This is a genomic window from Bradyrhizobium sp. 17, assembly GCF_023073515.1.
In the GTDB taxonomy this organism is placed as follows: Bacteria; Pseudomonadota; Alphaproteobacteria; order Rhizobiales; family Xanthobacteraceae; genus Bradyrhizobium; species Bradyrhizobium canariense_D.
In genome coordinates this window covers 144,142-169,080 of sequence record NZ_JADPJQ010000117.1, presented here as the reverse complement: position 1 = coordinate 169,080, position 24,939 = coordinate 144,142, and the positions used below count along the sequence as shown (strand labels likewise).

25 protein-coding genes are annotated in these 24,939 nt (G+C 62.7%); 6 read left to right on the top strand and 19 right to left on the bottom strand.

From position 1 onward, the window contains the following. Positions 1-35: 35 nt before the first annotated feature. The 5 genes from IVB13_RS25850 to IVB13_RS25830 all read right to left on the bottom strand — a co-directional run bounded on the left by IVB13_RS25850 (position 36) and on the right by IVB13_RS25830 (position 5,958). Positions 36-404, bottom strand: a complete 369-nt coding sequence (locus IVB13_RS25850; RefSeq protein WP_143273907.1) for a phasin family protein — start codon at positions 402-404, stop codon at positions 36-38. A 73-nt stretch (positions 405-477) separates the two neighbouring features. Continuing rightward, complete coding sequence (locus tag IVB13_RS25845; RefSeq protein ID WP_018453170.1) at positions 478-2,136, bottom strand: acetolactate synthase large subunit; 1,659 nt, start codon at positions 2,134-2,136, stop codon at positions 478-480. Between the two features lie 75 nt (positions 2,137-2,211). Continuing rightward, on the bottom strand, positions 2,212-3,534 hold the full coding sequence (locus tag IVB13_RS25840) for an MFS family transporter (protein ID WP_018453169.1): 1,323 nt from the start codon (positions 3,532-3,534) through the stop codon (positions 2,212-2,214). A 4-nt stretch (positions 3,535-3,538) separates the two neighbouring features. Then, positions 3,539-4,576 (bottom strand): isocitrate/isopropylmalate family dehydrogenase, encoded by a 1,038-nt coding sequence (locus tag IVB13_RS25835; protein WP_018453168.1) that lies wholly within the window; start codon positions 4,574-4,576, stop codon positions 3,539-3,541. A 62-nt stretch (positions 4,577-4,638) separates the two neighbouring features. After that, positions 4,639-5,958, bottom strand: coding sequence for an MFS transporter (locus IVB13_RS25830; protein ID WP_026232474.1), 1,320 nt, complete (start codon positions 5,956-5,958; stop codon positions 4,639-4,641). A 36-nt stretch (positions 5,959-5,994) separates the two neighbouring features. Here IVB13_RS25830 and IVB13_RS25825 point away from each other — a divergent pair, with 36 nt between their 5' ends. Beyond that, positions 5,995-6,174, top strand: a complete 180-nt coding sequence (locus tag IVB13_RS25825) for a hypothetical protein (RefSeq protein WP_143273402.1) — start codon at positions 5,995-5,997, stop codon at positions 6,172-6,174. 120 nt (positions 6,175-6,294) lie between these two features. Here the strand turns inward: IVB13_RS25825 and IVB13_RS25820 are convergent, their stop codons facing one another. The 5 genes from IVB13_RS25820 to IVB13_RS25800 all read right to left on the bottom strand — a co-directional run bounded on the left by IVB13_RS25820 (position 6,295) and on the right by IVB13_RS25800 (position 11,996). Further along, the gene (locus IVB13_RS25820) at positions 6,295-7,092 is read right to left on the bottom strand and encodes a substrate-binding domain-containing protein (RefSeq protein ID WP_018453165.1); all 798 of its coding nucleotides are present in this window, start codon (positions 7,090-7,092) and stop codon (positions 6,295-6,297) included. Between the two features lie 77 nt (positions 7,093-7,169). Further along, positions 7,170-8,477 carry an MFS transporter gene (locus IVB13_RS25815; RefSeq protein WP_018453164.1) on the bottom strand — a complete coding sequence of 436 codons (1,308 nt, stop codon included), beginning with the start codon at positions 8,475-8,477 and terminating at the stop codon, positions 7,170-7,172. A gap of 271 nt (positions 8,478-8,748) precedes the next feature. After that, positions 8,749-9,825: an ABC transporter substrate-binding protein gene (locus tag IVB13_RS25810; protein ID WP_085350789.1), complete on the bottom strand. Its 1,077-nt coding sequence runs from the start codon at positions 9,823-9,825 to the stop codon at positions 8,749-8,751. A gap of 87 nt (positions 9,826-9,912) precedes the next feature. Then, the gene (locus IVB13_RS25805; RefSeq protein WP_018453162.1) at positions 9,913-11,334 is read right to left on the bottom strand and encodes a sensor histidine kinase; all 1,422 of its coding nucleotides are present in this window, start codon (positions 11,332-11,334) and stop codon (positions 9,913-9,915) included. Further along, entirely contained in the window at positions 11,331-11,996 is a 666-nt protein-coding gene (locus tag IVB13_RS25800; protein WP_018453161.1) for a response regulator transcription factor, read from the bottom strand. The genes IVB13_RS25805 and IVB13_RS25800 overlap by 4 nt, the downstream gene beginning before the upstream one ends. Positions 11,997-12,232: 236 nt before the next feature. Here IVB13_RS25800 and IVB13_RS25795 point away from each other — a divergent pair, with 236 nt between their 5' ends. Continuing rightward, a complete protein-coding gene (locus IVB13_RS25795) occupies positions 12,233-12,466 on the top strand; it encodes a hypothetical protein (protein ID WP_026232472.1) in 234 nt (77 codons plus the stop codon). 65 nt (positions 12,467-12,531) lie between these two features. Here the strand turns inward: IVB13_RS25795 and IVB13_RS25790 are convergent, their stop codons facing one another. Together IVB13_RS25790 and IVB13_RS25785 are read right to left on the bottom strand one after the other, a co-directional pair. Further along, entirely contained in the window at positions 12,532-13,125 is a 594-nt protein-coding gene (locus IVB13_RS25790) for a hypothetical protein (protein WP_247490881.1), read from the bottom strand. Beyond that, positions 13,122-14,360, bottom strand: a complete 1,239-nt coding sequence (locus tag IVB13_RS25785; RefSeq protein ID WP_247490879.1) for a caspase family protein — start codon at positions 14,358-14,360, stop codon at positions 13,122-13,124. The genes IVB13_RS25790 and IVB13_RS25785 overlap by 4 nt, the downstream gene beginning before the upstream one ends. A 404-nt stretch (positions 14,361-14,764) precedes the next feature. Here IVB13_RS25785 and IVB13_RS25780 point away from each other — a divergent pair, with 404 nt between their 5' ends. Beyond that, a complete protein-coding gene (locus IVB13_RS25780; protein WP_018453158.1) occupies positions 14,765-15,448 on the top strand; it encodes a response regulator transcription factor in 684 nt (227 codons plus the stop codon). Next, positions 15,445-17,382, top strand: coding sequence for an ATP-binding protein (locus IVB13_RS25775; protein WP_247299254.1), 1,938 nt, complete (start codon positions 15,445-15,447; stop codon positions 17,380-17,382). The genes IVB13_RS25780 and IVB13_RS25775 overlap by 4 nt, the downstream gene beginning before the upstream one ends. A 116-nt stretch (positions 17,383-17,498) precedes the next feature. On the opposite strand, the gene IVB13_RS25770 is transcribed toward IVB13_RS25775, so the two are convergent. Then, entirely contained in the window at positions 17,499-17,780 is a 282-nt protein-coding gene (locus IVB13_RS25770) for a hypothetical protein (RefSeq protein WP_026232471.1), read from the bottom strand. Between the two features lie 69 nt (positions 17,781-17,849). Between IVB13_RS25770 and IVB13_RS25765 the strand changes: the two genes are divergently transcribed. After that, on the top strand, positions 17,850-18,239 hold the full coding sequence (locus IVB13_RS25765) for a hypothetical protein (RefSeq protein ID WP_247490877.1): 390 nt from the start codon (positions 17,850-17,852) through the stop codon (positions 18,237-18,239). Positions 18,240-18,345: 106 nt separating this feature from the next. On the opposite strand, the gene IVB13_RS25760 is transcribed toward IVB13_RS25765, so the two are convergent. From IVB13_RS25760 to IVB13_RS25745, 4 genes are all read right to left on the bottom strand, one after another. After that, entirely contained in the window at positions 18,346-19,059 is a 714-nt protein-coding gene (locus IVB13_RS25760; protein ID WP_018453154.1) for a hypothetical protein, read from the bottom strand. An 86-nt stretch (positions 19,060-19,145) separates the two neighbouring features. Then, positions 19,146-19,856, bottom strand: coding sequence for a hypothetical protein (locus IVB13_RS25755; protein WP_018453153.1), 711 nt, complete (start codon positions 19,854-19,856; stop codon positions 19,146-19,148). A 132-nt stretch (positions 19,857-19,988) separates the two neighbouring features. Then, entirely contained in the window at positions 19,989-20,237 is a 249-nt protein-coding gene (locus IVB13_RS25750; RefSeq protein ID WP_018453152.1) for a hypothetical protein, read from the bottom strand. A 137-nt stretch (positions 20,238-20,374) separates the two neighbouring features. Continuing rightward, positions 20,375-21,349, bottom strand: a complete 975-nt coding sequence (locus IVB13_RS25745; RefSeq protein ID WP_018453151.1) for a nitronate monooxygenase — start codon at positions 21,347-21,349, stop codon at positions 20,375-20,377. Between the two features lie 108 nt (positions 21,350-21,457). Between IVB13_RS25745 and IVB13_RS25740 the strand changes: the two genes are divergently transcribed. Further along, positions 21,458-23,020: an AMP-binding protein gene (locus tag IVB13_RS25740; RefSeq protein WP_018453150.1), complete on the top strand. Its 1,563-nt coding sequence runs from the start codon at positions 21,458-21,460 to the stop codon at positions 23,018-23,020. A gap of 10 nt (positions 23,021-23,030) precedes the next feature. Here the strand turns inward: IVB13_RS25740 and IVB13_RS25735 are convergent, their stop codons facing one another. Continuing rightward, the gene (locus tag IVB13_RS25735; RefSeq protein ID WP_247299252.1) at positions 23,031-23,804 is read right to left on the bottom strand and encodes a thioesterase family protein; all 774 of its coding nucleotides are present in this window, start codon (positions 23,802-23,804) and stop codon (positions 23,031-23,033) included. A gap of 55 nt (positions 23,805-23,859) precedes the next feature. Then, positions 23,860-24,828, bottom strand: coding sequence for a nitronate monooxygenase family protein (locus IVB13_RS25730; protein WP_018453149.1), 969 nt, complete (start codon positions 24,826-24,828; stop codon positions 23,860-23,862). Between the last annotated feature and the right edge of the window lie 111 nt (positions 24,829-24,939).

The window sequence follows — 24,939 nt, the reverse complement described above, 5'->3', positions numbered from 1 at the left end:
ATCAGCGATTTGATTTCGCTCTGAGGCGACCGGCGCTACTTATTCAGGTCAACAGTCGACGGCTGGTTCATTGCACTTGCAAGCTCGCGAAACTGCGCGTTCATTTTTTCCATCTGCTCCTTGAGATGGCTCTGATAAACTGCACCCATTTCCTGCGGGTCCTTGGCATGCAACAGCCGTTGCGCAAGCTCGAAGCCCGAAGCCACATTTTCCTCGGCGAACGCGACGGCTCTTTCGTTCATCTCCTTCGCCGCCGAATAGGTTGAGCGAACGCTGGAATCGGCCTTCTCTCTCAACTTCTGGGATTCGGTTATGTATTTCGACACAGCCTCTTTCGCCTTGTCCAGCGTGGTCTGCGCCATTTCCCGCATCTTCTCAGCCTGCTCGTTGATCTGCTCACTCATTGCACTCTCCATTGCCGGCGCTTGCGACCACGCCAATTTCAGCTCAGCTCATCAATCGGCCCTCGCCGACGGCTCACACGGTCGGCTCAATAACCTGCTTCAGCTTCTCGCGAAGTTCATCCACGAGCACGCGGGTATTTTCGCTGTAGTCGATCGGCACGACGACGAGGTGCACACCGCCACCTTTGAAAGCGTTTTCGAGCGTCGGAATCAACGAATCCGTGCTTTCGACCCGCGAGCCTTTCGCGCCGTAGCTCTCGGCGTATTTGACGAAATCCGGATTCCCGAACGTGAGGCCAAAGTCCGGGAAACTATCGACCGCCTGTTTCCAGCGGATCATGCCATAGGCCGAATCTTCCAGGATCAGCACGACGAGATTCAATTTAAGGCGAACCGCGGTTTCCATCTCCTGCGAATTCATCATGAAGCCGCCGTCGCCGCAGACCGCGAGCACGCGGCGTTCCGGATGCAGCATCGCCGCCATCATGGCGGATGGCAGCCCGGCGCCCATTGTCGCGAGGGCATTGTCCAGCAGCAGCGTGTTCGCCACATAGGTGCGGTAGTTGCGGGCGAACCAGATCTTGTACATCCCGTTATCCAGCGCGACGACGCCGTCTTCAGGGATGACCTTTCGCACATCGTGCACGATGCGTTGCGGCGTCGGGGGCCAACGGTCCTCGGTCGCGCGATCGCCGATCCGGGCCAGGATACTTTCGCGAAGGCTTAACAGCGCGCCGGCATGATGCAGCCGCCCCTCGAGACGATCGGCCAGCAACTCCAGGCTCGGTCCAACATCGCCGACCACTTCGCACTGCGGAAAGTAGACCCGCTCCACGTTGGCCGGCGTGTAGCTGACGTGGATGACTTGAGGACCTTTGGGGCCCATGATGAAGGGCGGCTTTTCGATGGTGTCGTGACCTATGGCAATAATCAGATCGGCTCGGTCGACCGCTTCATGAACGTAATCGCGCTCGCTGAGTGCAGCCGTCCCCATGTAGAGGTTGCTGCCGCCGGGTACCGTTCCCTTGCCCATTTGTGTGGTGAAGAACGGAATTTTCGTGCGGCGGACGAAGCCGCCGATGCCGGCCGTGCTGCGCGGCCGGGACGCGGCGGCGCCGAGCATGATCAAGGGCCGCTTGGCCTTGAGGATCATGTCGGCAGCGCGATCCAGCGAGGCACGATGGGCGACCGGGATCTCGATCGGATGCGGCGCCACCATCGCGACGTCTTCGGATTCCTCGCCCGCGATGTCCTCGGGCAGTTCCAGAAGAACCGGACCCGGACGCTCTTCCATGGCGATCCGGAAGGCATCGCGAACGATTGTCGGAATGCCGCTTGTGCTGACGATCTGGAGCGACAGCTTGGTCAACGGTTTGAAAGCGCTAACCACATCGACGATCTGGAATTTGGCCTGTCGGCTGCTCATGATGCCCTTCTGGCCCGTGAGCATGATCATGGGCATGGCGCCGAGCAGCGCGTAGGCGGCGCCAGTCGTCAGGTTCAATGCGCCAGGGCCAAGCGTGGTGATGCACACGCCGGGCTTGCCGGTCAGCCGTCCATAAGTCGCGGCCATGAAGGCCGCGCCCTGCTCGTGGCGTGTCAGGATCAGCTTGATCGACGAGTTGCGCAAGCTTTCCACGACATCGAGGTTCTCCTCGCCGGGAACGCCGAAAATTCGGTCGACGCCCTCGTTCTCGAGTGCGGCAACCAACAAATCTGATCCCTTGGCCATCAGCGCGTCTCTCCCATTCGAATTCAATGCTCTCCGGACGCCGTCGCAGGCATGACGGGGCCGTCGTGTTTCAGTTCAGATCCGGCCATCGCCGTCGAGATAGCCTCGCGTCCGCGTATCCGGCATCCAGAGCGACGCGACCAGGGCGACCAGCGCCATCGCCGCGACGTACCAGAAGAACAGGGTTTCGTATCCGGACGATTTCAGCGACAATGCAACATATTCCGCCGTTCCGCCGAACATCGCATTGGCAATCGCGTAGGGAAGTCCGACGCCTAGGGCGCGCACCTCGGGCGGAAACAGTTCGGCCTTCACGACGCCACTGATCGAGGTATAGAAGCACGCAATCACAAGACCGATCATGATCAGGCCAAAAACGGCGTAGACGTTGGTGGTGCTGGACAATGCCATCAATAGCGGCACCGCAGCGAGGGTAGCGCATGCGCTGAACAGGATCATGTTGTTGCGCCGGCCGATCCTGTCCGATAGCGCCCCGAACACCGGTTGCAGCAGCATGAAGGCGATCAGGGCAGCGGTCATGATCGAGCTGACCGTCTTGGCATCCAGCTTCACGCTGTTGACCAGGAATTTCTGCATGTAGGTCGTAAACGTATAGAAAAATAGCGATCCGCCGATCGTGAATGCGAGAACGATCAGCAGCGCGCGCTTATGATGCCAGAGGCCGGAGAGAGAACCTGCCTCCTTGCGGTGCATGGTCTCCGCCGAGGCCGTCTCCTGCAACGAGCGGCGGAGATACAACGCCACAACGGCCGCGACGGCGCCGAACAGGAAAGGCACCCGCCATCCCCATTCCTTCAGCTCGTCGAGCGACAAGGTTTGCTGCAGAACCACGACAACGAGGAGTGCGAGAAGTTGCCCGCCGATGAGCGTGACATACTGGAATGACGAATAGAACCCGCGGTTGCCCTTGCCGGCAATCTCGCTCATATAAGTTGCCGCCGTTCCATATTCCCCGCCGACCGACAGGCCTTGTGCCATGCGCGCAAACAGTAGGAGCGCCGGCGCCGCGGCGCCGATTGTTTGGTACGTGGGGAGCATTCCGATCATCAGCGATCCCGCGCACATCAGCAGCACCGACAGCACCATCGAATTCTTGCGGCCATGCGCATCGGCGATCCAGCCGAACAGCCAGCCACCGAGCGGCCGCATGAAGAACCCTACGGCGAAAATGCCGGCCGTCGCCAGCAACTGGCTGGTCTGGTCGCCAGACGGGAAGAACGCCGCCGCGAAATAGATCGAGGTAAATGCGTAAGCATAGAAGTCGTACCACTCGACCAGATTTCCGGACGACGCAGCCACAATCGCCTTGATACGCGACAGCTTTTGCGCCGTGCTGTCAGCGGGGATTGCCGGGTGCGATGCAGCAACAGCGGTCATTTGCTTACCCTCCCAATCGACGGATGATGCTTTGAGTGAAGTCGCCAGTGGACGCTTTGCCGCCCAGATCGGGCGTGCGAACGCCGTCCTCGCGCAAGACCTGATCAATTGCCGTTCTAAGACGGTTTGCGAGATCAGGCTGATCAATGTGCTCCAGCATCAGCCCGACCGCCAGCAATAAAGCGAGCGGATTGGCGATTCCCTTGCCGGCAATATCCGGTGCCGAGCCGTGCACGGCCTCGAAGATCGCCGCATCCGGACCGATGTTGGCGCCGGGCGCCATGCCGAGGCCGCCGACCAGACCGGCGAGCTGATCCGACAGGATGTCACCGAACAAATTGGTAGTGACGATGACGTCGAACTGCCAGGGATTCATGACGAGCTGCATCGCCGTGGCATCGACGATGCGATCGTCCATCTTGACCCTGCCCTCGTACTTCTTTGCAACCTCGTGACCGACCTCGAGAAAGATGCCGGTCAGCGCCTTCAGCACGTTGGCCTTGTGCACGACGGTCACCTTCTTGCGACCGTTCTTGAGCGCGTAGTCGAATGCGAATTCGATGATCTTGCGCGATCCTTCACGCGTATTGACCCCGGTCGAAATGGCGACCGCGTGCGGATCTTCCCCAATTGGAATATAGTGTTCGAAAGCGACATAGAGCCCGCCGAGGTTCTCGCGCACCAGCACGATATCGATTTCGTCGAATCGTCCTCCGGGAACCATGCTTCGAACCGGCCGCAAATTGGCGTAAAGGCCGAATTCTTCGCGCAGACGAACATTGATCGAGCGGAATCCTCCCCCCACCGGCGTCGTTAGCGGGCCCTTCAGGGCGAGCCGCGTACGTCGGATGCTGTCCAGCGTCGCCTGCGGCAGCGGATCACGGCTTTCCTCGATCGCGGCCAGGCCACCCTGCTGGATGTCCCATTCGAATGGAGAGCCGAGCGCTTCGAGAATGTCGACGGCCGATTTCACGATCTCGGGGCCGATACCATCGCCTGGAATGAGCGTAGCGGGCCGCTTCGTTTTGGATTGAGCAGGCATTACTATGTCCTCGAAGATGAGAGCCGCGGGGTTTTGTGAATGTCAGACATGCTGCCTTGCACTCAATGTACGGGGCTTGCGGCGGAGGTGGCGGGTAGCGTTTCCTGCTTGCTGATCCAAAGCACCGCGATGATCCCGGCGATTTGAAGCAAAGCCAGCGGTATCAAGGCCATGGGGAAGCTACCCGTCGCCTCCTTAATGACGCCGAGCAGCCACACCGCGCCAGAAGTGCCGATGTGCGACAGGGTATTGATGCCGGCAATTCCGGCCGCAGCAGTTGCCGGAGAGAGTGTCCCAGTCGCCAGGGCCCAGAATGGTCCCTTGATCGAATAATTACCGATCAAGACCACGCTCAGAATAGCAAGCGTCACGGGTAATGAGCTCGTGAGCATGGTCGCAAGCAGCGCCGTTGCGCATAACGCAAGTGGTATTGCGGTGTTTTGGGCATGGGCGTTCGACCTGTCCGAATATCTTCCCCAAAAGATCATCGCAACGGAGGCGATGCCAAATGGGATGGCATTCAGGAAGCCGGTCTCCATGTTGGACATCCCGAACGATTTCACGATCTGAGGCTGCCACAGCGACAACGCGTTGCTCGTGGCCGAGCTTCCCGCATAGATCAAACCGAGGATGAGCACATATTTGTTGGTCAGAATTTGCCACAGCGACATGTGGCCGACCTGCTTCGCCATCGATCGTTCCGACTGCAGGCGCGCGTCGAGCCAATTGCGCGCCTCCGGCTCGAGCCATTTTGCATCAGCGGGTTTGTTCGGAAGCCCGAAGAACGAGACCAGGCCGAGCAGGACGGCCGGAATGGCTTCAACGATGAAAAGCCATTGCCAACCACGAAGGCCGAGCACGCCATCCATCGCCAGCAAAGCGCCGGATATTGGCGATCCCAAAAAGCTCGATAGCGGTATCGCCACCATGAAAACCGCAACGATCCGTGCGCGATAGGCCGCCGGAAACCAGAAGGTCAGATACAGGATCACACCAGGAAAGAACCCGGCCTCCGCTGCACCCAACAAGAAGCGGCTCAGATAAAAAGTAATCGGCCCTACCGCAAAAGCGGAGAGAATACCGACTATCCCCCATGTGATCATAATGCGCGCGATCCAGATCCGCGCGCCAACTTTCTGCATCGCCAGATTACTGGGGACCTCGAAAAGAATGTAGGCGATATAGAACAGCGCCCCGCCCGCCCCGAAGGCAGCCTGCGTCAGGCCCAGATCCTTGTTCATTTGCAGGGCCGCAAACCCGGCATTGACGCGGTCAACGTATGAAATGAAATAGCACACCATGAAAAACGGAAGCAGGCGCCATGTAATGCGGCGCATGGTTTCCGCTTCGATCCTCGGTAGCGGCGCGGAATTCGTTGGCATGGCGTCCTCGTTTCGGGTTGACGGTCAGGCAGCGAGTTGGCGCAGGACGTATTGAAAAATTCCGCCGTTGCGGAAATATTCGAGCTCGTCGAGCGTATCGATGCGGCAGGTCAAGGGTATGATGGCCTTATTCGCACCATCGGACTCGCGGATCTCGATCGCGAGCTTCTGGAGATGCTGGGAAGGCCATTCTTTTCCGCTGCGGCAAGCGAATAGTAGGCGTAGCTCTTTGCACCGACGACAAGTGTCTGGCGTGCGCCGAAGCTGTTGAGATACTGCTTCATTATCAAGTCCCCCTTCGCTGGAATCGTCCGCCTCGCGCAGATCTGAAGCGGTCTATTTCTCCGATGCTGCAAAGGGATCGAGACCCGCTTTTTTCAGGGCCGGAGCAGCAGCAGCGGAAGCGAGGAAGGCAATCAGAGCCCGTCCGGCTTCCGGCTGACTGGCACCGGAGGTTATGCCTGCAGAAAAGATCGTGATTTTCTGGACGTCTGGCGGGAGCGGCCCGACAAGGTCGGCTCCAGCGATCGGCAGAAGTTCACTGATCTGTTGAAAGCCGAGTTCGGCGTCACCGCGTGCAACAACACTCGCGACCGGCTCCGCCGGAATCATTTTGGCCTTGTCCTTCATCTCGGCGGCGATCCCGAGACGCTTGAACAGCTCGGTGCCCACATAGACGCCGCTGGCGCTGTCGGAGTATGCAACTGACTTCGCGTTCAACAGTGCCTGCTTCAATGCGTCAGGAGTACCGATATCAGGCTTTGGCGTTCCGGCGCGTACCGCGATCCCGATCGGCGAGCGTACCAGGTCGACGCGGCTGGTTCTGACCGCCCTGCCCTGCTCGATCATCTCGCCAAGCGCGTCGCCGACCATGATGAGCACGTCCGCCGCCTCGCCGCGTGCCAGTCGCACGGGGATGGCGTTCTCCGTCGTTCCCATCGAGGGGCCATAGGCCGTGACGACCGTATTTCCCGTCGCGCGTTCAAATTGCGGTACGAGCTCCTTATAAGGCGTCGCCAAGCCTCCCGAGATCATGACCCTGACTTCGGACGCCTTGGCGATTCCAGCCGCGGCCGCCAAGACAATCAGCAAGCTTAGCGCAACTCGCCTGCGCACGACGATCGTCACGCTCATCGGCAATTTCCTTCGATGCAATTATTCGAGGACTGTGCTTGCTCGATGACGGTCGACGTCATCGAGCACTTTGGTGGTCACGTCCCTATCACCGTCTCGACCGAATTGGCGCCGGATAGCGCGCGTCGTTGTTGCGGCCTGTAAACGAGGTACGTCCCGGCCAGACCACAGAGCGCTGCCGCGCTCATCCAATATCCCGGCGACGCATTGTCACCAGTGGCAGCGATCAGCCAGGTGCAGATCGCTGCCGTAAACCCGCCGAACGTCGTTGCCAGACTATATGCGAGGGAGAATCCCGACGTTCGCACACCCACCGGCATGACTTCGGTCAATGCGACGATCATCGCGCCGTTGTAGCTGGCGTAGATGAAAGACAACCAAAGTAGGACCGTCAGCATCTTCGGGAACGTCGGGCCTGCGGCCAACCAGGAAAGCGCGGGATATGCAGTCAGAAATGCCAAAGTCGAAAAGGCGATGAGGATCGGCCGACGACCAATCCGATCGGACAACGAGCCCATGATGGGAAGCCAGATGAAGTTCGATATTCCCACGCAAATCGTCACGATCAGGCCATCGGCCGCGGTCAGCTTGAGGACCGATTTGCCGAATGTCGGCGTGTAGACGGTAATGAGGTAGAACGACACCGTGGTCATGATCACCATCATCATCCCGGCAAGCACAATGCTCCAGTTTGCGAGGATGGAGCGATAGATCTCGCGGGGTGTCGGATGATGCTTCCGCGCCAGGAATTCATCGGTTTCCTGCAGCGAGCGTCGAATGAAGAATACGAAAGGAACGATCAGGCAGCCGATGAAGAACGGAATACGCCAGCCCCAATCGTCAAGCTGCGCCGGTGCAAGCCATGCATTGAGAGCGAAACCCAGCGAGGCCGAGACGATGATCGCGACCTGTTGACTTGCCGATTGCCAGCTGGCGTAAAAACCCTTCTTTCCCGGTGTGGCCATTTCCGAGAGATAGACGGAAACCCCACCAAGCTCGACGCCAGCCGAGAAGCCTTGCAGCAGGCGTCCGATCAAGACGAGGATCGGGGCCAATATGCCAATGGTTGCGTAACTTGGCACGAACGCGATGAGCACCGTGCCGGCAGCCATGATCGACAGTGTAACGATCAGGCCTTGGCGCCGGCCGATCCGATCCACGTAGGCGCCGAGGATGATGGCGCCGAGCGGGCGCATCAGAAAGCCTGCGCCAAACGCAACGAAGGTCAGCAGCAGTGACGCGTATTCATTTTCGAGTGGGAAGAATGCCTTGGCGATGTACGACGCGTAGACGCCCGACAGAAAGAAGTCGAACATCTCAAGAAAGTTGCCACTGGTGACGCGGAGCACCATGCCAAGCTTCGACTGTCCGGTGGTAACCGTCATGCCGTCCTCCCTTTTATCGTTTATGTTTTTTTGTCTTGTTCACCCGTCTTGCAGGTGTTGCAAACTTGATCGCGGCCGGATTGACCGATACGCGAGGAGCGATCGTTCAAGCTACGATTGCTGCCTCATCGTATATCAGCTGCCTGTCACCAACCTGTCGCTGCCGCACTCCGCAAGAAAATCGGTTTGAAGACGACGCGCTTGATGAGCCGGCAGATATGGGGGGCTTCTCTCGGATGTTATTCCGTCTGAAATCCAGATCCCTGGATTTCTATCGATCCTGCAACGCGCGGCGCCACTCTTTGAGGAAGCTCGCTCGTTTCGATTGATCGAGATAGGTGAGCAATTCTGCACCAATATGGATCGGCTTGACTGCGCCGCTGCGATCCGCAGGTATCACGCCTTCCGCGCCGAGACCGAGGCGCACAGGACCGACTGACCGGGCCAGGAGAAATTTCTGGCCGCGTTCTGAAAGCAGGTAATCAAGAAACAATTTCGCGGATTCCGGGTGGGGCGCGGTGACGGGTATAAAGGCTATTCGCGACATCAAGGTGATGTAGTCGGCAGGAAACACGATTCCGATAGAGGCATCTTCCTTGGCCCGTTCGATCGCGTAAGACCCTATCATATTGTAGGCGAGCAGATGTTCGCCGGATGAAATCCGATCAAGCACCGTTCCGGTGGTCGAATAGAGCTTGATACCGGCGCTGCCAAACGCACGGACCAAATCCCACGTTGTCCTGGTGATTCCGGCATCGCGCGTGATGAACAGGAAACCGGTCCCGCTCTGCTCCGGGTCATAGGTTGCGATCTTACCTCGATAGATGTCAGGCTTTCGGCTTAGAAGGCTCTTCAGGTCAGTGCGGGTTCGGGGTACATCGGACTCCGCAACGAGGTTCTTGTTATAAACAATGACAATCGGCTCCGCCGTGATGGCATAGGCTTCGTCTTTCCAGATGGCCCAATCCGGGATATGCGCAATTTCCTTCGAGACATAGGGTTGAGCATAGCCGTCATTGACGAGCTTGATCTGCAGATCCATCGCGGAGCTCCAGACAATGTCTCCGGGTGCTGCGCTGGAGGTCGAGGGATCCACGACTTGATTGTAGATATCGTTCGAGTTGATCTTTGTATGGACGATCTCGATGTCCGGATGACTTGCCCGGAAATCGGCAAGCAAGTCGGCGACGTCCGCGTCCTGGGTCGTCGATACGATGTTGAGCTGCTCTCGAGCTCCGGCGATAGCGGATGCTTGCCCTTTGAGAGGGCCGAGCTGCGCCTGCTCCGACATGGCAGGCCACGTCAGCAAGATCCCAACGCACAAGGCCAAGGCTTTGGCAGCCGCCATCGTGACGTTTCCTCGTCCATGAGCCGCTTTGCGGACTTCAGTTTGTTCAGGACCGCAGCCATTCGTACGGCAGCGCACAATCCGGCCTCAACTTGAGCTTTCACCATCACGCTTGGCAAGAGGAAAGCTCACGGAAACCCGCAGACCCCGGCCTTCCGGGCCAGGTGCAAGCACGATTTGGGCCCCGAGACGGTCCGACAAGGCTTTCACGATGGCTAGTCCAAGACCACTGCCTGCAGGGCCGTTCGCCATCGGAATCCGATAAAAACGCTCGAAAACGCGGGCCCGATGGGCCTCCGGAATTCCCGGACCGGTATCCTCGACTTCAATTCGCGCGGTCGTGGCGTCAACAACCGCGCGAACCAGGACCATCCCCCCGGGGCGGTTGTAGCGGATCGCATTGTCGATCAGGTTTGCCAGCAATTCGCCAATCAGGACCGTATTGCCGGCGATGACCGCGGGACAGTCGGATCGATCGAACTGGACGTCGATGTCGTTCGCGAAAGCCTGTGGGGCACGCTCCGACAGGACATTGAAGGCGACCTCATTCAGGTCAACGTTCTCCGCGGCCGGTTGCGCAATGTTCTGCTCGTCGGCCCGTGCCAGTGTCACGAGCTGCCCGAGCAGCCGTTCAAGGCGGTTGATGGCGTTATCGACCTCGTCGAGGGCAGATTGGCCCGCCGGCGTTTCCGACCCCAGGCGTCGCACCAGATCGAGATGCGTCCGCAGTATCGCCAATGGGGTTCGCATCTGATGCGAGGCATCGGCTGTGAATCGGCGCACCAGTCCGATGGCCAGATCCAGCCGCTGTAGCAGGGAATTTACCGCGAGCGCCGGTGCTAAAGCTTCCTGCGGCACCCGGGAAAGGTCGAGCGGACTGAGATTTGGACCGCCCTGAATACCGCGCGCGTCGATTTCTTGCTTGAGTTCGCCAAGCGGCCTCAGGCCTCGATCGACGGCGTACCAGCCGAGGCAAGCGATGAGGCTAATCAACCCGGCCTCGAGCATCGCCAGTCCGATCAGCATTTCACGTTCGACGACGCGGCGCGCCTGCACCGTTTCGGCCACTGCGACGAGGACCAGCTCCGGCCTGCCGTAGACCTGCCGCGCCTGCGCGCCGATACGAACCGTTTTGCCGCGATACGCGCCATCGCGATGGCCGGTTTCGCCAGCCTTCAATCGATCGAAGCCGGATAGTGGAAGATCCTTGTAACCGGTGATCAATTCGCCGAGGTAAGTCACGCTGTAATAGATGCTGTCGTGCGACTGGCTTTCCAGCATGCCGAGCGCAACCTGCGGCAAGTCGACCGTCAGTTCGCCATCTTCCACGCCGACGCGTTCGGCGATGGCGAGAACCGACCCATCGAGCAACCGGTCATGAACTGTCTGCACAACGCGCTGGATCAGCAACATACCGCCGATTCCAAGCACCATCGCCAATACAATGGCGGGCGCCACCAGATTGGTGAGGAGCGTTCGCCTCAACGACGGCCGCCAGGTGGCGATCACTGTACCTCCAGCAGATAGCCTAGCCCGCGGACGGTTCGGATCCGCGGCCCGTCAGGACCGAGTTTCTGGCGAACGCGACCAACATAGAGTTCCGCCGCGTTCGGCGCTACCGCCTCGTCGAAGCCAAATACCTCCGCGATCAGGCGCTCCTTGGAGACGACTTTGCCGGCGCGGGTCATCAGCACTTCCAGCACGGCAAACTCGCGCCGTCGCAATTCAAGCGGCCGGCCGCTCAGTGTAATCGTGCCCGCGGCGCGGTCGAACGCGAGCGGGCCACAGATCAAGGTTGGATTTGGAAGCCCCTGTCCCCTTCTCACGAGCGCGCGAACGCGGGCATCAAATTCGGCGATATCAAATGGCTTGGAGAGATAATCGTCGGCGCCGAGATCGAGCCCGCTGACCTTATCGCCGGTCGCGTAACGGGCAGTCAGAATCATGACCGGAACGGTCGACCCGGCTTGCCGTATCTTGTGCAGGACGCCGAAACCCGACACGTTCGGCAAGTTGATGTCCAGAATGATGAGGCTGTAGGGTTCCAGCAAGGCGGTCTGCGCCGCCGAAGCCCCGTCAGACTCGATATCGACGGCGAACCCGGACAGCTTGAGCCGCTCGGCAAGGCCGCGCGCCATGGCGGCATCGTCCTCGACAATCAGAATCCTCACTGAACAAACCCTTGCGTTCGCACCACCCGTGCGCGGGAGACGTCACCGTGAGGCTAGAAGGACAGTATCGAAAGATCAAATCGGAGCTTCCTCGCGGATGTACGGCTCGCATCCTTCGGACACTTCGCCAGGAGAGGGCCGCGTGCTTCCCGGCATCCCCTCCCTCGACGGTTCGACTTTGCCAGGCCAGTCCCCATATCGTGTGGCAACACGTAACGATACAGCGAGCAGCTTTGATGGCCAGGAGACGCGTGACGGAAACGGAAGCCGACGATCTCCCCCGCTATTTCGTCTGGGTGCGCGGTCTTGAGGGCCCCGAACCGCAGAAATGGATGGCGATGGATTTCGGCGTCGGTGACTGGAAACGGCCGCTCGTGCTCGCCTATCTCGAGCTACCTGAGGGCGAGCGACACTTGCCGTTGTCGGCGCTGGCCCGGCGATATCCGCCGCCGCGGGCAGAGGCTTCGTAGAGGGGCCATCCTGGACGGACGCGAGGATCTCGCCACCCCGTCAACCCAGGGCGAGCAACGCCGCATCACTGGCAGTACTGTTTTCCGCCATAGGTATGACATTTGCCGCCCTCGCTGCTGGCCGGAGCAGACGGCGCGCGCGGGCTCGGTTCGTGGCGGGACACCGCCTTTGGTTTCTGGGGCGACGGATCGGGACGCCGCTGGCACACGCCCTGGGCGTCCAGCACGAATTTGTTGTCACAGACGATCTGGACGCAGCGGTCGCCAACCGCCTTTTGCCCCCTCGCACAAACCAGCGGGCAGATGCGATCGGGCCGGGCGCGCACCGCATCGAGCGCGTCGAGGCTTGCGACCTTCACGTCGAATTTCGTACCGGCATATCTGTTGAAGCTGTCGAGCGCCTTTTGCGACGGTGCAGTCCAGGCGCCATCGGCCGCACCGGGATCGCAACCGACACGCTTCAGGTGCGCCTGGAGCAAGCGGGCGATGTCCGCAGGATCCATCGCTGGCACGCTAGTCGGCGCCACGGCGAGAGCAGCAGCGGGCGCGGCGGGCGGGGTCAGAGCGGCAAGCGTAGCCTGGCGCTCCTTCTCGCGCCGGTCTGCCTCGCGCTTCGCCGCCTCGATCTGTTGCTGCGCCTCCAGCGCGGCCTGCTTCATCGCCTGACCTGAAGGGCCGCGTCCTCCGCCTGCCGGCGCGCCTCCGCAACCTGCCGCCGGGCATCGTCGAGCTCGCGCTTGGCCTGCTCGGCGATGCGTTGGCGCTCCTTCTCCAGATCGCGCCGGGCCTGCTCGGAGATCTGCTGCGTGGCCCGTTCCGTCTCACGCGCCGCCTGCTCCTCGATCTGTTTCCTGAAATCGTCGCTCTTCTGCCGGACCTGCTGCTCGGCCTGCCGCTGTACGGCATCGGCGTTTTCGCTGATTTTTTCTGCGGCCTCGAGCTTGTCGAGCGCCGCATGCGCAAAGTTGGCATAGATGCCGGTGGCATGAACGGCGAGAAAGGAAAGCCAGGCCTGCTTGGTGCCGGCCTGCGCCGCAAGCTCATAATCCCGCCGGGCTCCCGCGTTCGGATCGATCGGCGGTGCAACCGGCGGCACCAGCGCCACGGTGTCGCCGCCGAGCGATCCGTAGACGAAGGGCTCCTGCCGCCGCCCCGTGCTCTTGAGCACCTCGTCGCGAACCCGGCCAAGCGTCAGGCGAAGGTCGAGGCCCGGTGTCGCCAAATGATTGAGGAGCGCGGTCGCAAACGGGCTGTGCGCACCGTCGCCGTCGCCGGCGACCGCGCCGGCCTTGGCGGCGAACGCAATCAGCGTATCCGCCGTGGCGGGCTCGATCTTGGCGAGGCCGCGGCCCATCGAACGCGTGGCGACACTGCGTGTCATCCGCTCTGCAAACGGATTGTCGCGGCAGGCATCGAGGATGACGAGCCGCAGCCGCTTCGCCGGATTTATCGCCTGGAGAATCCGGTCCAGCGGGACCGCCTCGTCCTCGACGTCGAAATCGCTCTGCAGCCTGGCATCTGCCGGAATCAGGAAGTTCGCGCCGTTCACCTCGATGCCGTGACCGGCGTAATAGACCACGGCCATGTCGGAATCCGCGGCAACCGCAGCAAAATCGCGCACCGCCCGCCGCATCTCGATGACGCCGAGATCGCGGCGAAGCTCCACGATATCGAACCCCATCCGCTTGAACACGTCGCTGATGGCGGCGGCGTCGTTGTCGGGATTGGCCAGCCGCGCGACGCTCTGGTAGTTGGACACACCAAGGACCAGCGCCACTCGCTTGTCGGCCTGCGCGGTCGTCGCCGCTGCCAGCATCAGAGCAATCGCCAGCGCAACACGGCCGGCCAGACGCTGCAGGCGTGACATCGGAGCCGGGAGGATCAATCCGACCATGGTGCAGGCTTCATTCCGTCAAGGAGCCCTAGGCTGGCTCCGGGATGATTTCGAGGGTCTCCTCCCGTAAGTCAACCCGTCTGTGGCCTATCTCACTTCCCGGTGCCGCCGTGGGCGTCAGGCCAAACCTCCGGCGGCATGACTGCGGCCGACGAAGCTCGACCTGATCAAGGAGCCGTATCAGCAGTTCTACAAGAACAATGCCGGTACCGCGCATCTGGTGCAGCGACTGCCGGGCCCGCCCATGCCGCCGGACGAGCCAGTGCGACGAAGCAGTAGGCATCGCGTCGGGAACGCCAGACCGATGCCTTGCGCCCCCATGATTATGGGTGTCGCGGCGCCCGCACCGCGGCTAAACTTGGCCCTGCGCCGCGGGGGACACGCGGTGCAGGACGACGATGATCATGACCGAACAGGGCGAGACGGGTGAAGCCATCACCATCCTCCTCGTCGAGGACGACGCGCCGACCTGCTGGCGGCTCCAGGACGCGCTGGTCAAGGCCGGCTACGAGGTGCGAAGCGCCGGTACGCTGGGAGAGGCTCGTTCGGCGCTGAGCGCGGCTGTGCCGCGCGTGCTGCTCACCGATCTGCGGCTGCCCGACGGCCACGGCGTCGAGCTGATCCGCGAGACAAGGCAACGCTTTCCCGACACCGAGATCATGGTGATCTCGGCGCTCGGCGACGAAGAAAGTGTGATCTCCGCGATCACGGTTGGCGCCACCGGCTATCTCCTGAAGGATGCGTTCCCCACTGATATCGCCACCACCGTGCGCGATCTTGTCGCCGGCCATTCGCCGATCTCGGCCTCGATCGCCCGCTTCATCGTGCGCAGGACGCAAGGTTCCGCGCAGAATGCGGCCGAGCCTCCGCCGGGCCCCGCGCTCAACACCGCAAGGCTCACCCCACGCGAGATCGACATCCTCTGGGGCATTGCCAAAGGTTTCAGCTACGCCGAGATCGCAAGCCATCTCGGCCTGTCCCGGCAGACCGTGCCCGGCCACATCAAGAACATCTATCGCAAGCTCGAAGTGCACACCCGCAGCGAAGCGGTGTTCGAAGCGGTGCAGCAGGGCCTGATCAAGCTGTGAGCGAGATCGTGGCCAAGGCACCGGTCAAACCCGGGCGGCGCCGGCTGCTGGTCTCGCGTCTCGTGCCCTATCTGCTGCTGCAGGCGCTGATAGTGGTCGCGACCGTCCTCGGGCTGCGGCTGCTCCAGCCCAGCGACCCCGACGACTTTGCGCTGAGCGAATTCTCGCTGCGCGAGGACGGCGTGGCACGTCCCGTGACGCTGCCGCATTTCACGTCGTCACGCTATTCCCTGGCCGACCCGCCGCTCTACACCGGCGCCTTCACGTTCCGCCGCGGCGATGTCGCGTCGGGATGGTCGGTATTCCTGCCGCGCTTCAGCAACGCGGTGGAAGTCTCAATCAACGGCGTCGTCATCCTGGATTCCCGACGCGATGCCAACGCCAACCGACCCGACCGCAACACTCCGCAAATCGGGGCGATCCCGTCCTCGCTGCTGCGCGAGGGCACGAACGAGATCGCGGTACGGCTGTTGGTTTGGGGACCGCTCAAGGGCTTTCTCGACACCGTCTATGTCGGGCTGGATGCGGCCTTGCGGCCGGCCTACGAGACACGCACGCTGATGTTCGTCACGTTGCCCGTGGTGTTCTCCGCCTGGCAGTCGATCCTCGCCGTCATCCTGGCGATCATGTGGCTGATGCGCCGCCGCGAGCCGGTTTACGGCGTGCTGGCCGTGGCGATGGTACTCGGCGTAGTGCAGGCCTTTGCGCCGCCACCGGTGCCCCCCCTCAACACGTCCCGGCTCGCCGCGGTATTGCTCGCGTCCGCACCGATCGAGAGCGCCCTGGTCGTCGTCTTCGGCGTGCTGTTCTTCGGCTGGCGCTGGCCGCGCTACGGCATGCTGCTGTTCGCGCCGGGGCTCGTCGTGTTCGGCGTCGGACTGATCGCCGGCCCGCCGCTGCCGCGCATTCTGTTTCTCCTGCTTGGCATTCCTACCGTCGGTCTCTGCCTGCTCCTGATGGCCTGCGTCACCGCTGCCGCGGTGGTGCGGCGGCAGGACGCGGCAAGCTTCACGCTCGGCTGCGCGGTGACCATCGTGCTGATCTGCTGGGTCCACGACATGCTGTCGGTGTTCGAGATCGTGACCGACGAGCGCATCTTCCTCTCGCGCCTGTCCTACTCGGCGATGCTGGTCGCGATCGGCGCCGGCTTGACCTGGCGGTTCGCGCGCGCGCTGAACCAGGTCGACAGCTTTGCCGACCAGCTCGTGACGCGCGTACGTGAGGCCGAGGAGCGGCTGAAGGCGAGCTTTGCCCGCGAGGAGGAGCGCGCAAGGGCAGCCGCGCTCGCCAATGAGCGCACGCGGCTGATGCGCGACCTGCATGACGGCCTCGGCGGCCAGCTCATCAGCATCGTGGCACTGTCCGAGCGCGGGCACGAGGGCGCGACCATCACCGACGCTGCCCGTGCGGCGCTGAAGGACCTCCGCCTCGTCATCGACTCCATGGACGACATCGGCGGCGACCTGATGCTCGCACTCGGCTCCTGGCGCGAGCGAGCGACCGCGCAATTGCGACCGCACGACATCGCGCTCGACTGGCACGTGGCCACGCCGCAGGGGCTGCCGCTGCATCCCGAGCTCAGGCCATGGCATGTCATCCAGATCGTGCGCATCCTCGACGAGGCCGTGACCAATGCGGTCAAGCACGCACAGGCCCGCCGCATCGCGGTCACCATCGAGACGGTCGACGAAGGTCAGGGGCCGTTCGGTGTGATCAAGGTCGCGGATGATGGCAAGGGCTTTGCGAACGGTTCTGCGCCGGTCGGCAGCGGCAGAGCCACCGACGCGGGCCAGACCGCGCGGGGGCTTCGCAACATGAGGAGCCGTGCCGCGCGCTGCGGGGCGATGCTCGATCTGAGCTCGGATTCCTCAGGCACGCGCGTGCGGCTGCAATTGCCGCAGATTTTCCCCGACAGCGGTGCCGCCGTCGGCTGAAAAGCCCCCTCTCCGAACGTGTGGGACGCGCGGAGAGAGGGACGGGCCGGATGATTTGCCTGCGGAAGACGGGGGTTCGTCCGCAATGCTCCTTCGCCCGAACTCTTTCGTCTTTCTCAGCGCACGCCGACGCGATTGACCGGACCACCGCGATTCATCGGCGTGCCCGCGCGCACGCCGACACCGGGCGCACCGACCCCGGGTGTCGCAACCGCGACTGCGGCGGCCGGCGCAGCGACCACTGCCGCTCTCGGCCGCACCACGCAGCCCTTGGGTATGCCGACCGTCTTGCAATAGACCACCGCCTGCGCCGGGCTCGTGCCCAGCGAGACCGTCGCCGCACCTGCCAGCGCCAAAATTGTCAGCCCGGCGCTCAGCGCTCCCGCTCTTTTCGACATCTTGCTCTCCTGCTTCCCGTTCGGCGTCCCGATGCAATCACCGGGTCTCGCGGCCGACGTGCAGCCTGAATGACAAAAGACGGCGCGCTGATACATGCCATGAAAATGGGGGTACGGCGGCGGGAGGGGCTGGCCGATGCCATGAACATGGCATGGACCTGCGCCCGGCGCTCGCGAGATGGTCCGGCCCGCTTGATCCCAGGCGGGACCAACGACATTCCCAAGGAGGTGTTTTATGAAGATCTCGGTTCTTGCCGTGCTGCTGCTCGCCGCTACCGCCCAGACCGCCGCTGCGCAATCCGGTCCGACGCCGCAGGAGCAGATGACCTGCCGAAGCGACGCGAACAAATTCTGCGCCGAACATATGGCAAGCCGCCACAGATGAATGCCTGCCTGCGCGAGAACAAGTCGAAGCTTTCGGACGGCTGCCGCAAGGTCGTGGAGTCACACGGCGGGTGAGTGCTCGCGTCCACAACACAAATCTCGGCGGCGTCAAAGCCGTCAGGCCATAGACGTCGATGCGCCGGTCATAGGTCGGGCGCGCGCACGACGGCGAGGATGGACGCTAATCGTCGTCGCCGAATAGCCTGATCTGCGGAAAGCCGCCGCGCGGCCTGCTCGGGACCTCGCGCGCATCGGCATCTTCGCGGATGTTGCGCGCGACGTCGTCCCAATCGGTGCGGTCGCGCATCCCACGCGGATCGCGGAAATCGTAGTGGCGGCGCTCGGCCCAGCGCTCACGGCGCTCCGTCCGGCGCCGTTCAGACGTGGCGCGCTTGACGTCAGAATCCCTGGCCTTGGCATAGGCGTTGTCGGATGAGGATGACGGCTCTGTCGATGCTTGCCGCTCGGCAGGCTTTGCGACTTGCGGAGGCGACGCCGGTGGCGGTTTCGGGGGCTCCACCGCTGCCGCCTGCGAAGGCTGTTGCGCTGGCTGTTCAGCGTTGGCTTGAGTGGTCTGCGTGTCGGGCTTCACCGCTTCGGACTTTGCCTCAGGCTTGGACTCGGCCTTGGCGTCGGATTTGGCTTCGGCCTGCGCTGGCGCGGCGACCATGGCGCCGAAGGCTTGCGAGCCGGTGAGATATTGCAGGCGCTCGGATGGCGCTTCCGTCGTGGCGGGCTTGGCGTCAGCGCGCTGCGCGATCTTGCTGGTATCAGGCCCCTGCTTGGGCGAGACCGGATTCATGATATTGCCGGCGACAATGCCGCCGCCGAGACCAATGGCGATGGCTGCGACGATGGTTCCTGCACCGACGAAATAGGCTGTCGAGGCGCGCATTGGTCCACTCCCTCTTTGGAGCGGGCAACGCTTGTCAATTGCAGGATGTTCCCGATATAGCCGCAGTTCCGGAAGGAACTTGCGCGTCAGATCTGCTGCGCCACCTTCTCGAGCCCAATGATGCGGGCGAGCTTGCGCACTTCCTCTTTCTGGTCGTCACGCAGCTGGAACAGCAGCGGCATCGCGGCCGACTTCAACTGCTGGACCTCGTCGCAATTGGGATCGATCGGCACGCCCTGCACGTTCGGATTGGACAGCTTGTTTGCCGAGATCTTGCGGACAACGTTGCGCAGCGCGGTCTCGACCGACGGCCAGTAATATTCCTGCGACGACGACAACTTCAGACGGTCCCTGATGCCCGCAATCTGTACGTCGGACAACAGCGAATAGGATTTCTGCGGCTGCGGCTTGGCGACGACCTTCGGCTTGGCCGGGACTTCGACGGCAGGAATCTCTGCAGCGGCCGGAGCCTCGTTCACGCTCGCCTTGGGCATCGGGAAATCGGATGGCGTGGCGGCGGCAAACGCCTGACGCAGCGGCTCGGTCAGCACGGGCATTTGCGAGAGCTTGTCCGCCGGAACCTGAACCGGGTCGATGGCGGCCGAGGCTAGCGCCAGCGTCGGAACCAGACGGTCGGCCTTGGCGGCCCGATTGGTTGCAAGCAGCTTGGGCGCCGGCGCCTGCGTGATCATTTCGGCGCTGACGCTGGGCACGCTATCGCGGCCGAGAATGGCGGTGGTGGCGGCGCCGAGGACGAGGAAGCAGGTCAGCACGACGATGGTGATGGCTTTCGACAAACGTCTCTCCGCAACCGGCTTCAAGTCCACGTGATCACTGCCCGCAAACTGGGCGAAAATTAAGGCTTAACCGTGCCATCGCGGCGGCAATCGCGCGGACTGCGGCGACATGATCTGGAAAGGTCAACAAAATCAAGCAGCTAGCGCCAGATCGTAAGCGTCCTGGATGTCGGCCACGATCTCCGAGGCCTCCCAGACTCCACGCGGCTCGACCGATTGCAGCGCCACCGTCCAATTGCCGCCCCGGCGGGTGCGGGGGACGCTGACGATGTCGAAGCGAACATTGCGGCACAGCGGGTGGCGGGCCAGCGCATGGGCCACGCGAACGCGAATTTCGTCCAGCGAAGCCGCCGTCTTGGCGTTGAGAAAGTCGAAGTCCATCGCCTGTCCCTCTCGGTCCTGATTGGCGCCTGAGGGGATTCTGGGCGATCGATGGTTAATCTGCCGTTAAGTGACCGCTTCTAAGGAGCGCTCGACTAACTGTGATGGAGGGGACGGGCCCTGTCGGTCTCCGGTTTTTACGGGGAGAGGCGGCCACCCGCCTCTCGATACTCCGCGACCGTCCGCGCGACGAGATCGTTGGCCTCCATCACTTCGGTTACACCCGATATCGAATGCCCGCCGCTCCAGATATCGCGCCAGCGCTCGGGGCGGCTCTCGCGCGCGTTGACTTCGATGTCCTTGCCGACGTCGATTGCACCGCGCGCCGGCAGATCGTCGGGGTCGAGACCGGCTGCCAGGATCGACGGCTTGAGCATGCTGGTCTGCAGGCCCGTGAACGCGGTGGTCAGCAAGATGTCGTCCGCGCTGCCGTCGACCAGCATTTGCTTGTGACGCTCATCCGCCATGCTCTCCCGCGTCCCGATGAACTTCGTACCCATGTAGCCGAGATCGCAGCCGAGCACTTCGGCCGCGCGCAATGCGTGGCCGTCGCTGATGCCCCCCGCGAGCACGATGATGCCATCGTAGAACGCACGCACCGCGCGGACGAAGGCGAACGGGTTGAGCCAGCCGGTTTGCCCGCCCGCGCCGGCGGTAAGCAGCACGAGCCCGTCGGCACCTGCTTCCGCCGCGCGTTCGGCGTGGCGGATCGAGGCAACATCCGCAAGCACCAATGCGCCGACGTCGTGCAGCGGCTTGAGCACCGTCGTGGGCGAGCCGACCGAGGTGATGACGATCTCCGGCCTGTGGTGCAGCAACACGGCGAGATCCTGCTCCAGCCGTGCATTGGAGCGGTGCACGATCAGGTTTGGGCAAAGCGGCGCGGCCTTTCGGCCGGTTTGATCTTCATGCCGCCGCAGCCGCGCTTCGATGTCGGTGAGCCATTCATCGAGTTGTTCGGTGCTACGGCAATTCGCGGTGGGGAAGCTGCCGATCACGCCGTTGCGGCAGGCCGCGACCATGAGCTCGACGCCCGACACCAGAAACATCGGCGCGGCAATCAGCGGCAGGGCGAGACGACCGTGGAAATGTTGCAGCCGATCTGACGTCACGCGTGCCTCCCTCGCGCGGGCTTAGTCGTTCCATCCCGCATTCCCTGTGCTAGCGTCGCGGTAAACATTGGCACGCCGGAAGCCGATAACAAAGCAGCGAGGAAACATATGTCCGATCCGCTCCATGCATCGTCCCCGACTTGCGCGCAGGCGCTGCGGGCGCTGTCGCGCTATCCGGGCCGAACCGCGTTCGCGTGGCCCGGCGGATCGCTGAGCTATCAGGGCACCATCGACCTGATCGGGCGCATCCAGGGCGTGTTCATGCGGCTTGGATTGCAGCCCGGCGCGCGGGTCGCCTTCCTCACCGCGAACCGCGCCGACACCTGGTGCGCCGGCGTTGCCGCGCAATTGTCGCGGCTCTGCGTCACCTGGCTGCATCCTTTGGGATCGCCGGGAGACCAGATGTTCCAGCTCGAGGATTCCGAGGCCGAGGTGCTGGTGGTCGATGCGGCCGCCTTCCACGATCGCGGCGGCGAGCTCGCCGCGCAGGCGACCTGGCTCAAGGCGGTGTTCACCACGGGACCGGCCAACTATGGCGTCGATCTCTTGCAGGCGATCGAGATCGAAGGCCATGCCAGCGCGCATTGCCTCGCCCGACCCGACGACCTCTCCACGCTGAATTACACCGGTGGCACCACCGGCAAATCCAAGGGCGCGTTGCGCTACCACCGCGAAAATGCCGGAGCCGCGGCCGCGATCCTCGCCGACTTCGAGATTCCCGATGGCGCGCGCTACCTCGCGGTGGCACCGATCAGCCATGTCGCCGGCACGAAAGTGCTACCGACCTTGATGCGGGGCGGCACCGTGCACATGCTGAAGGGTTTCGATCCCGAGGCGGTGCTGGGGACTATCGCACGCGAGCGCATCAACTTCACGCTGTTCGTGCCGACCATGGTCTATGTGCTGCTCGATCATCCCGCATTGAGCAGGACCGACCTCTCCTCGCTCGAGCTGGTGCTCTACGGCGCCTCCGCGATGTCGCCGAGCCGGCTGGTCGAGGGCATCGAACGGATCGGGCCGGTGTTCTCGCAGCTCTACGGCCAGACCGAATGCTACCCAATCTCGGTGCTGCGCAAGGCGGATCACGATCCCAAAACGCCCGAACTGTTCCTGTCCTGTGGCTTCCCGATCGCGGCGTGCGAGGTCAAGATCCTCGACGACAACGACCAGGAGGTGAAGACGGGCGAGGCCGGCGAAATCTGCGTGCGCGCTCCGCATGCGATGGCGGAGTACTGGAAGCGGCCCGACACCACCGCCGAGACGCTCAAGAACGGCTGGGTGCACACCGGCGACATCGCTCGTAAGGACGATCGCGGCTACATGTTCATCCTCGACCGCAAGAAGGACATGATCGTCTCCGGCGGCTTCAACATCTTTCCGCGGGAAATCGAAGACGTGCTGTCACAGCACGCCGATGTGGCCATGGTTGCGGTCGTCGGCATCCCCGACGAGAAATGGGGCGAGGCCGTGACCGCTGTCGTCGTCCTGCGCGAAGGCGCAAAACCTGACGCCGATGAACTGATCAATCTGGTGAAGACGCGAAAAGGCTCGGCTCATGCACCGAAGCAGATCCAGTTCGTCAAGCAACTCCCGATGACCGGCGTCGGCAAGGTCGACAAGAAGATGCTGCGCGCGAGCTTTTGGAGCGGGCGGGGCCGGATGGTGGGATAGATAAGGTGCCTCACCGCTTCTCGATCACCAGGCTTTGCACGGCTCGGCCGAAATAGCCCTGCCGGTCGGCGAGCCGCGACATCGCAAGCCCGGCACCATCGGGGCCGATCCAGGAATCACCGTCGAGCAGGATCCATTCGCCGACCGGCTGGCGCGCAAAGCTCACGGTGAGGTCAGCGTTGATGTAGGTCCAGGCGCGGAAATCGAGCGACGAGGCGGTGCCGTTGGAAAAATCGGCCGCGACCACGGCGCGCGTCGCCTGGGAGAGCGGTTCGCCCGCGATCAGGGGATGGTCGACGCGAAACCAGATCGCGCCGGCGCCGGCTTGCCCGAAGCGGCCGCGCGCAGCGCGCATCGAGACTGAACGTACGAACGGGCTGGTAGCGGCATGACCGTCCTCGAGCAGCGAGTCCTCCGGCGACGGCAGCGTAACCGGCAGCGCCTTGACGTGCTCGGGCAGCGTCAGCGCCTGGCGCTTGATCTTGAGCACGGTGGCGCCGACCACCTGGACGCCGTCGGCGAGCAGCTTGACTCCGCAGAGCTGGATCTTGCGGCCCTCGCGCAAGATCTCGGTCGCGATCGTGAGTGGTGCCACCGGCACCGGGCGCATCAGGTCGATGGTGACGCGCGCGATGTCCATTGCAACTGGCGTCGGAATGCGCTCAGCCGCCCACGTCACCAGCGCGGCCGGCGCCGAACCGTGCTGCATACGCCGGTCCCACGGGCCCGCGGCATCCGGGCTGGTGACGACGCTGTCGCCGTCGATGCGGTAGATGGGAGGCATCGTTTCTCCGTGATGCACATTCGGTGCTGAGCAAAAGCTGTCGTCCCGGCGAAGTTCACAACGGCGGATCGACCGCCTCGTCGTATTCCTTCTTGAAGCGCGCGATCATTTCGGCGGCTGGCACGATGCCGTCGATGCTGCCGACGCCCTGGCCCGAACCCCAGATTTCCTTCCAGGCTTTTGGCTTGGCGCGCTCGCCGGAGGCGTCGGTGCCGAAGTTCATCTTGGAGGGATCTGACGTCGGCAGGTTCTCCGGATCCATACCGGCGGCGAGAATCGACGGCTTCAGATAGTTGCCGTGCACGCCGGTGAACAGGTTGGAATAGACGATGTCGTCAGCCGTCGCGCCCGCGATCATCTCCTTGTATTTGTCGACGGCATTGGCTTCCTTGGTGGCGATGAAGGCCGAGCCGATATAGGCAAAGTCGGCGCCAAGTATGCGCGCGGCGCGGATCGCCTTGCCGTTGCCGATCGCGCCCGACAGCGCGATCGGGCCGTCGAACCATTTTCGCGTCTCGGCGACGAACGCCAATGGCGAGATCGTGCCGGCATGGCCGCCGGCGCCCGCGGCGACCAGGATCAGGCCGTCGGCGCCCTTCTCGATCGCCTTGTGCGCAAACTTCTGGTTGATCACATCGTGGAAGACGATGCCGCCCCAGCCGTGCACGGCCTGATTGAGCTCCTCGCGTGCGCCGAGCGAGGAGATAATCATCGGCACCTTGTACTTGGCGCAAAGCTGCATGTCGTGATCGAGCCGGTTGTTCGACTTGTGCACGATCTGGTTGACCGCAAACGGCGCCGACGGCTTGTCGGGATGCGCGCGATCATAGGCCGCGAGCTCTTCGGTGATGCGCGCCAGCCACTCGTCAAGCAGCTCCGGCGGCCGCGCGTTCAGCGACGGAAACGAGCCGACCACGCCCGCCTTGCACTGCGCGATCACGAGATCGGGCACCGAGATGATGAAGAGCGGCGAACCGATCACGGGGATCGACAGGCGTCCCTTGAACAAGGCAGGCATGGACATTGCGAGACGATCCTCTGTTGGCGGTCACATCGAAGTTGGGAGCCATACCAACAAGGCAATCTTTCCACTGTCAAGTATTGCGTTTTAGCGCCGTGGAGGGACGCCGTTACC

Coding starts and splice junctions, on each gene's coding strand:
- IVB13_RS25850 (WP_143273907.1), bottom strand. CDS start 404: ATGAGTGAGCAGATCAACGAGCAGGCTGAGAAGATGCGGGAAATGGCG.
- IVB13_RS25845 (WP_018453170.1), bottom strand. CDS start 2,136: ATGGCCAAGGGATCAGATTTGTTGGTTGCCGCACTCGAGAACGAGGGC.
- IVB13_RS25840 (WP_018453169.1), bottom strand. CDS start 3,534: ATGACCGCTGTTGCTGCATCGCACCCGGCAATCCCCGCTGACAGCACG.
- IVB13_RS25835 (WP_018453168.1), bottom strand. CDS start 4,576: ATGCCTGCTCAATCCAAAACGAAGCGGCCCGCTACGCTCATTCCAGGC.
- IVB13_RS25830 (WP_026232474.1), bottom strand. CDS start 5,958: ATGCCAACGAATTCCGCGCCGCTACCGAGGATCGAAGCGGAAACCATG.
- IVB13_RS25820 (WP_018453165.1), bottom strand. CDS start 7,092: ATGAGCGTGACGATCGTCGTGCGCAGGCGAGTTGCGCTAAGCTTGCTG.
- IVB13_RS25815 (WP_018453164.1), bottom strand. CDS start 8,477: ATGACGGTTACCACCGGACAGTCGAAGCTTGGCATGGTGCTCCGCGTC.
- IVB13_RS25810 (WP_085350789.1), bottom strand. CDS start 9,825: ATGGCGGCTGCCAAAGCCTTGGCCTTGTGCGTTGGGATCTTGCTGACG.
- IVB13_RS25795 (WP_026232472.1), top strand. CDS start 12,233: ATGGCCAGGAGACGCGTGACGGAAACGGAAGCCGACGATCTCCCCCGC.
- IVB13_RS25790 (WP_247490881.1), bottom strand. CDS start 13,125: ATGAAGCAGGCCGCGCTGGAGGCGCAGCAACAGATCGAGGCGGCGAAG.
- IVB13_RS25785 (WP_247490879.1), bottom strand. CDS start 14,360: ATGGTCGGATTGATCCTCCCGGCTCCGATGTCACGCCTGCAGCGTCTG.
- IVB13_RS25780 (WP_018453158.1), top strand. CDS start 14,765: ATGACCGAACAGGGCGAGACGGGTGAAGCCATCACCATCCTCCTCGTC.
- IVB13_RS25770 (WP_026232471.1), bottom strand. CDS start 17,780: ATGTCGAAAAGAGCGGGAGCGCTGAGCGCCGGGCTGACAATTTTGGCG.
- IVB13_RS25765 (WP_247490877.1), top strand. CDS start 17,850: ATGACAAAAGACGGCGCGCTGATACATGCCATGAAAATGGGGGTACGG.
- IVB13_RS25760 (WP_018453154.1), bottom strand. CDS start 19,059: ATGCGCGCCTCGACAGCCTATTTCGTCGGTGCAGGAACCATCGTCGCA.
- IVB13_RS25750 (WP_018453152.1), bottom strand. CDS start 20,237: ATGGACTTCGACTTTCTCAACGCCAAGACGGCGGCTTCGCTGGACGAA.
- IVB13_RS25740 (WP_018453150.1), top strand. CDS start 21,458: ATGTCCGATCCGCTCCATGCATCGTCCCCGACTTGCGCGCAGGCGCTG.
- IVB13_RS25735 (WP_247299252.1), bottom strand. CDS start 23,804: ATGCCTCCCATCTACCGCATCGACGGCGACAGCGTCGTCACCAGCCCG.
- IVB13_RS25730 (WP_018453149.1), bottom strand. CDS start 24,828: ATGTCCATGCCTGCCTTGTTCAAGGGACGCCTGTCGATCCCCGTGATC.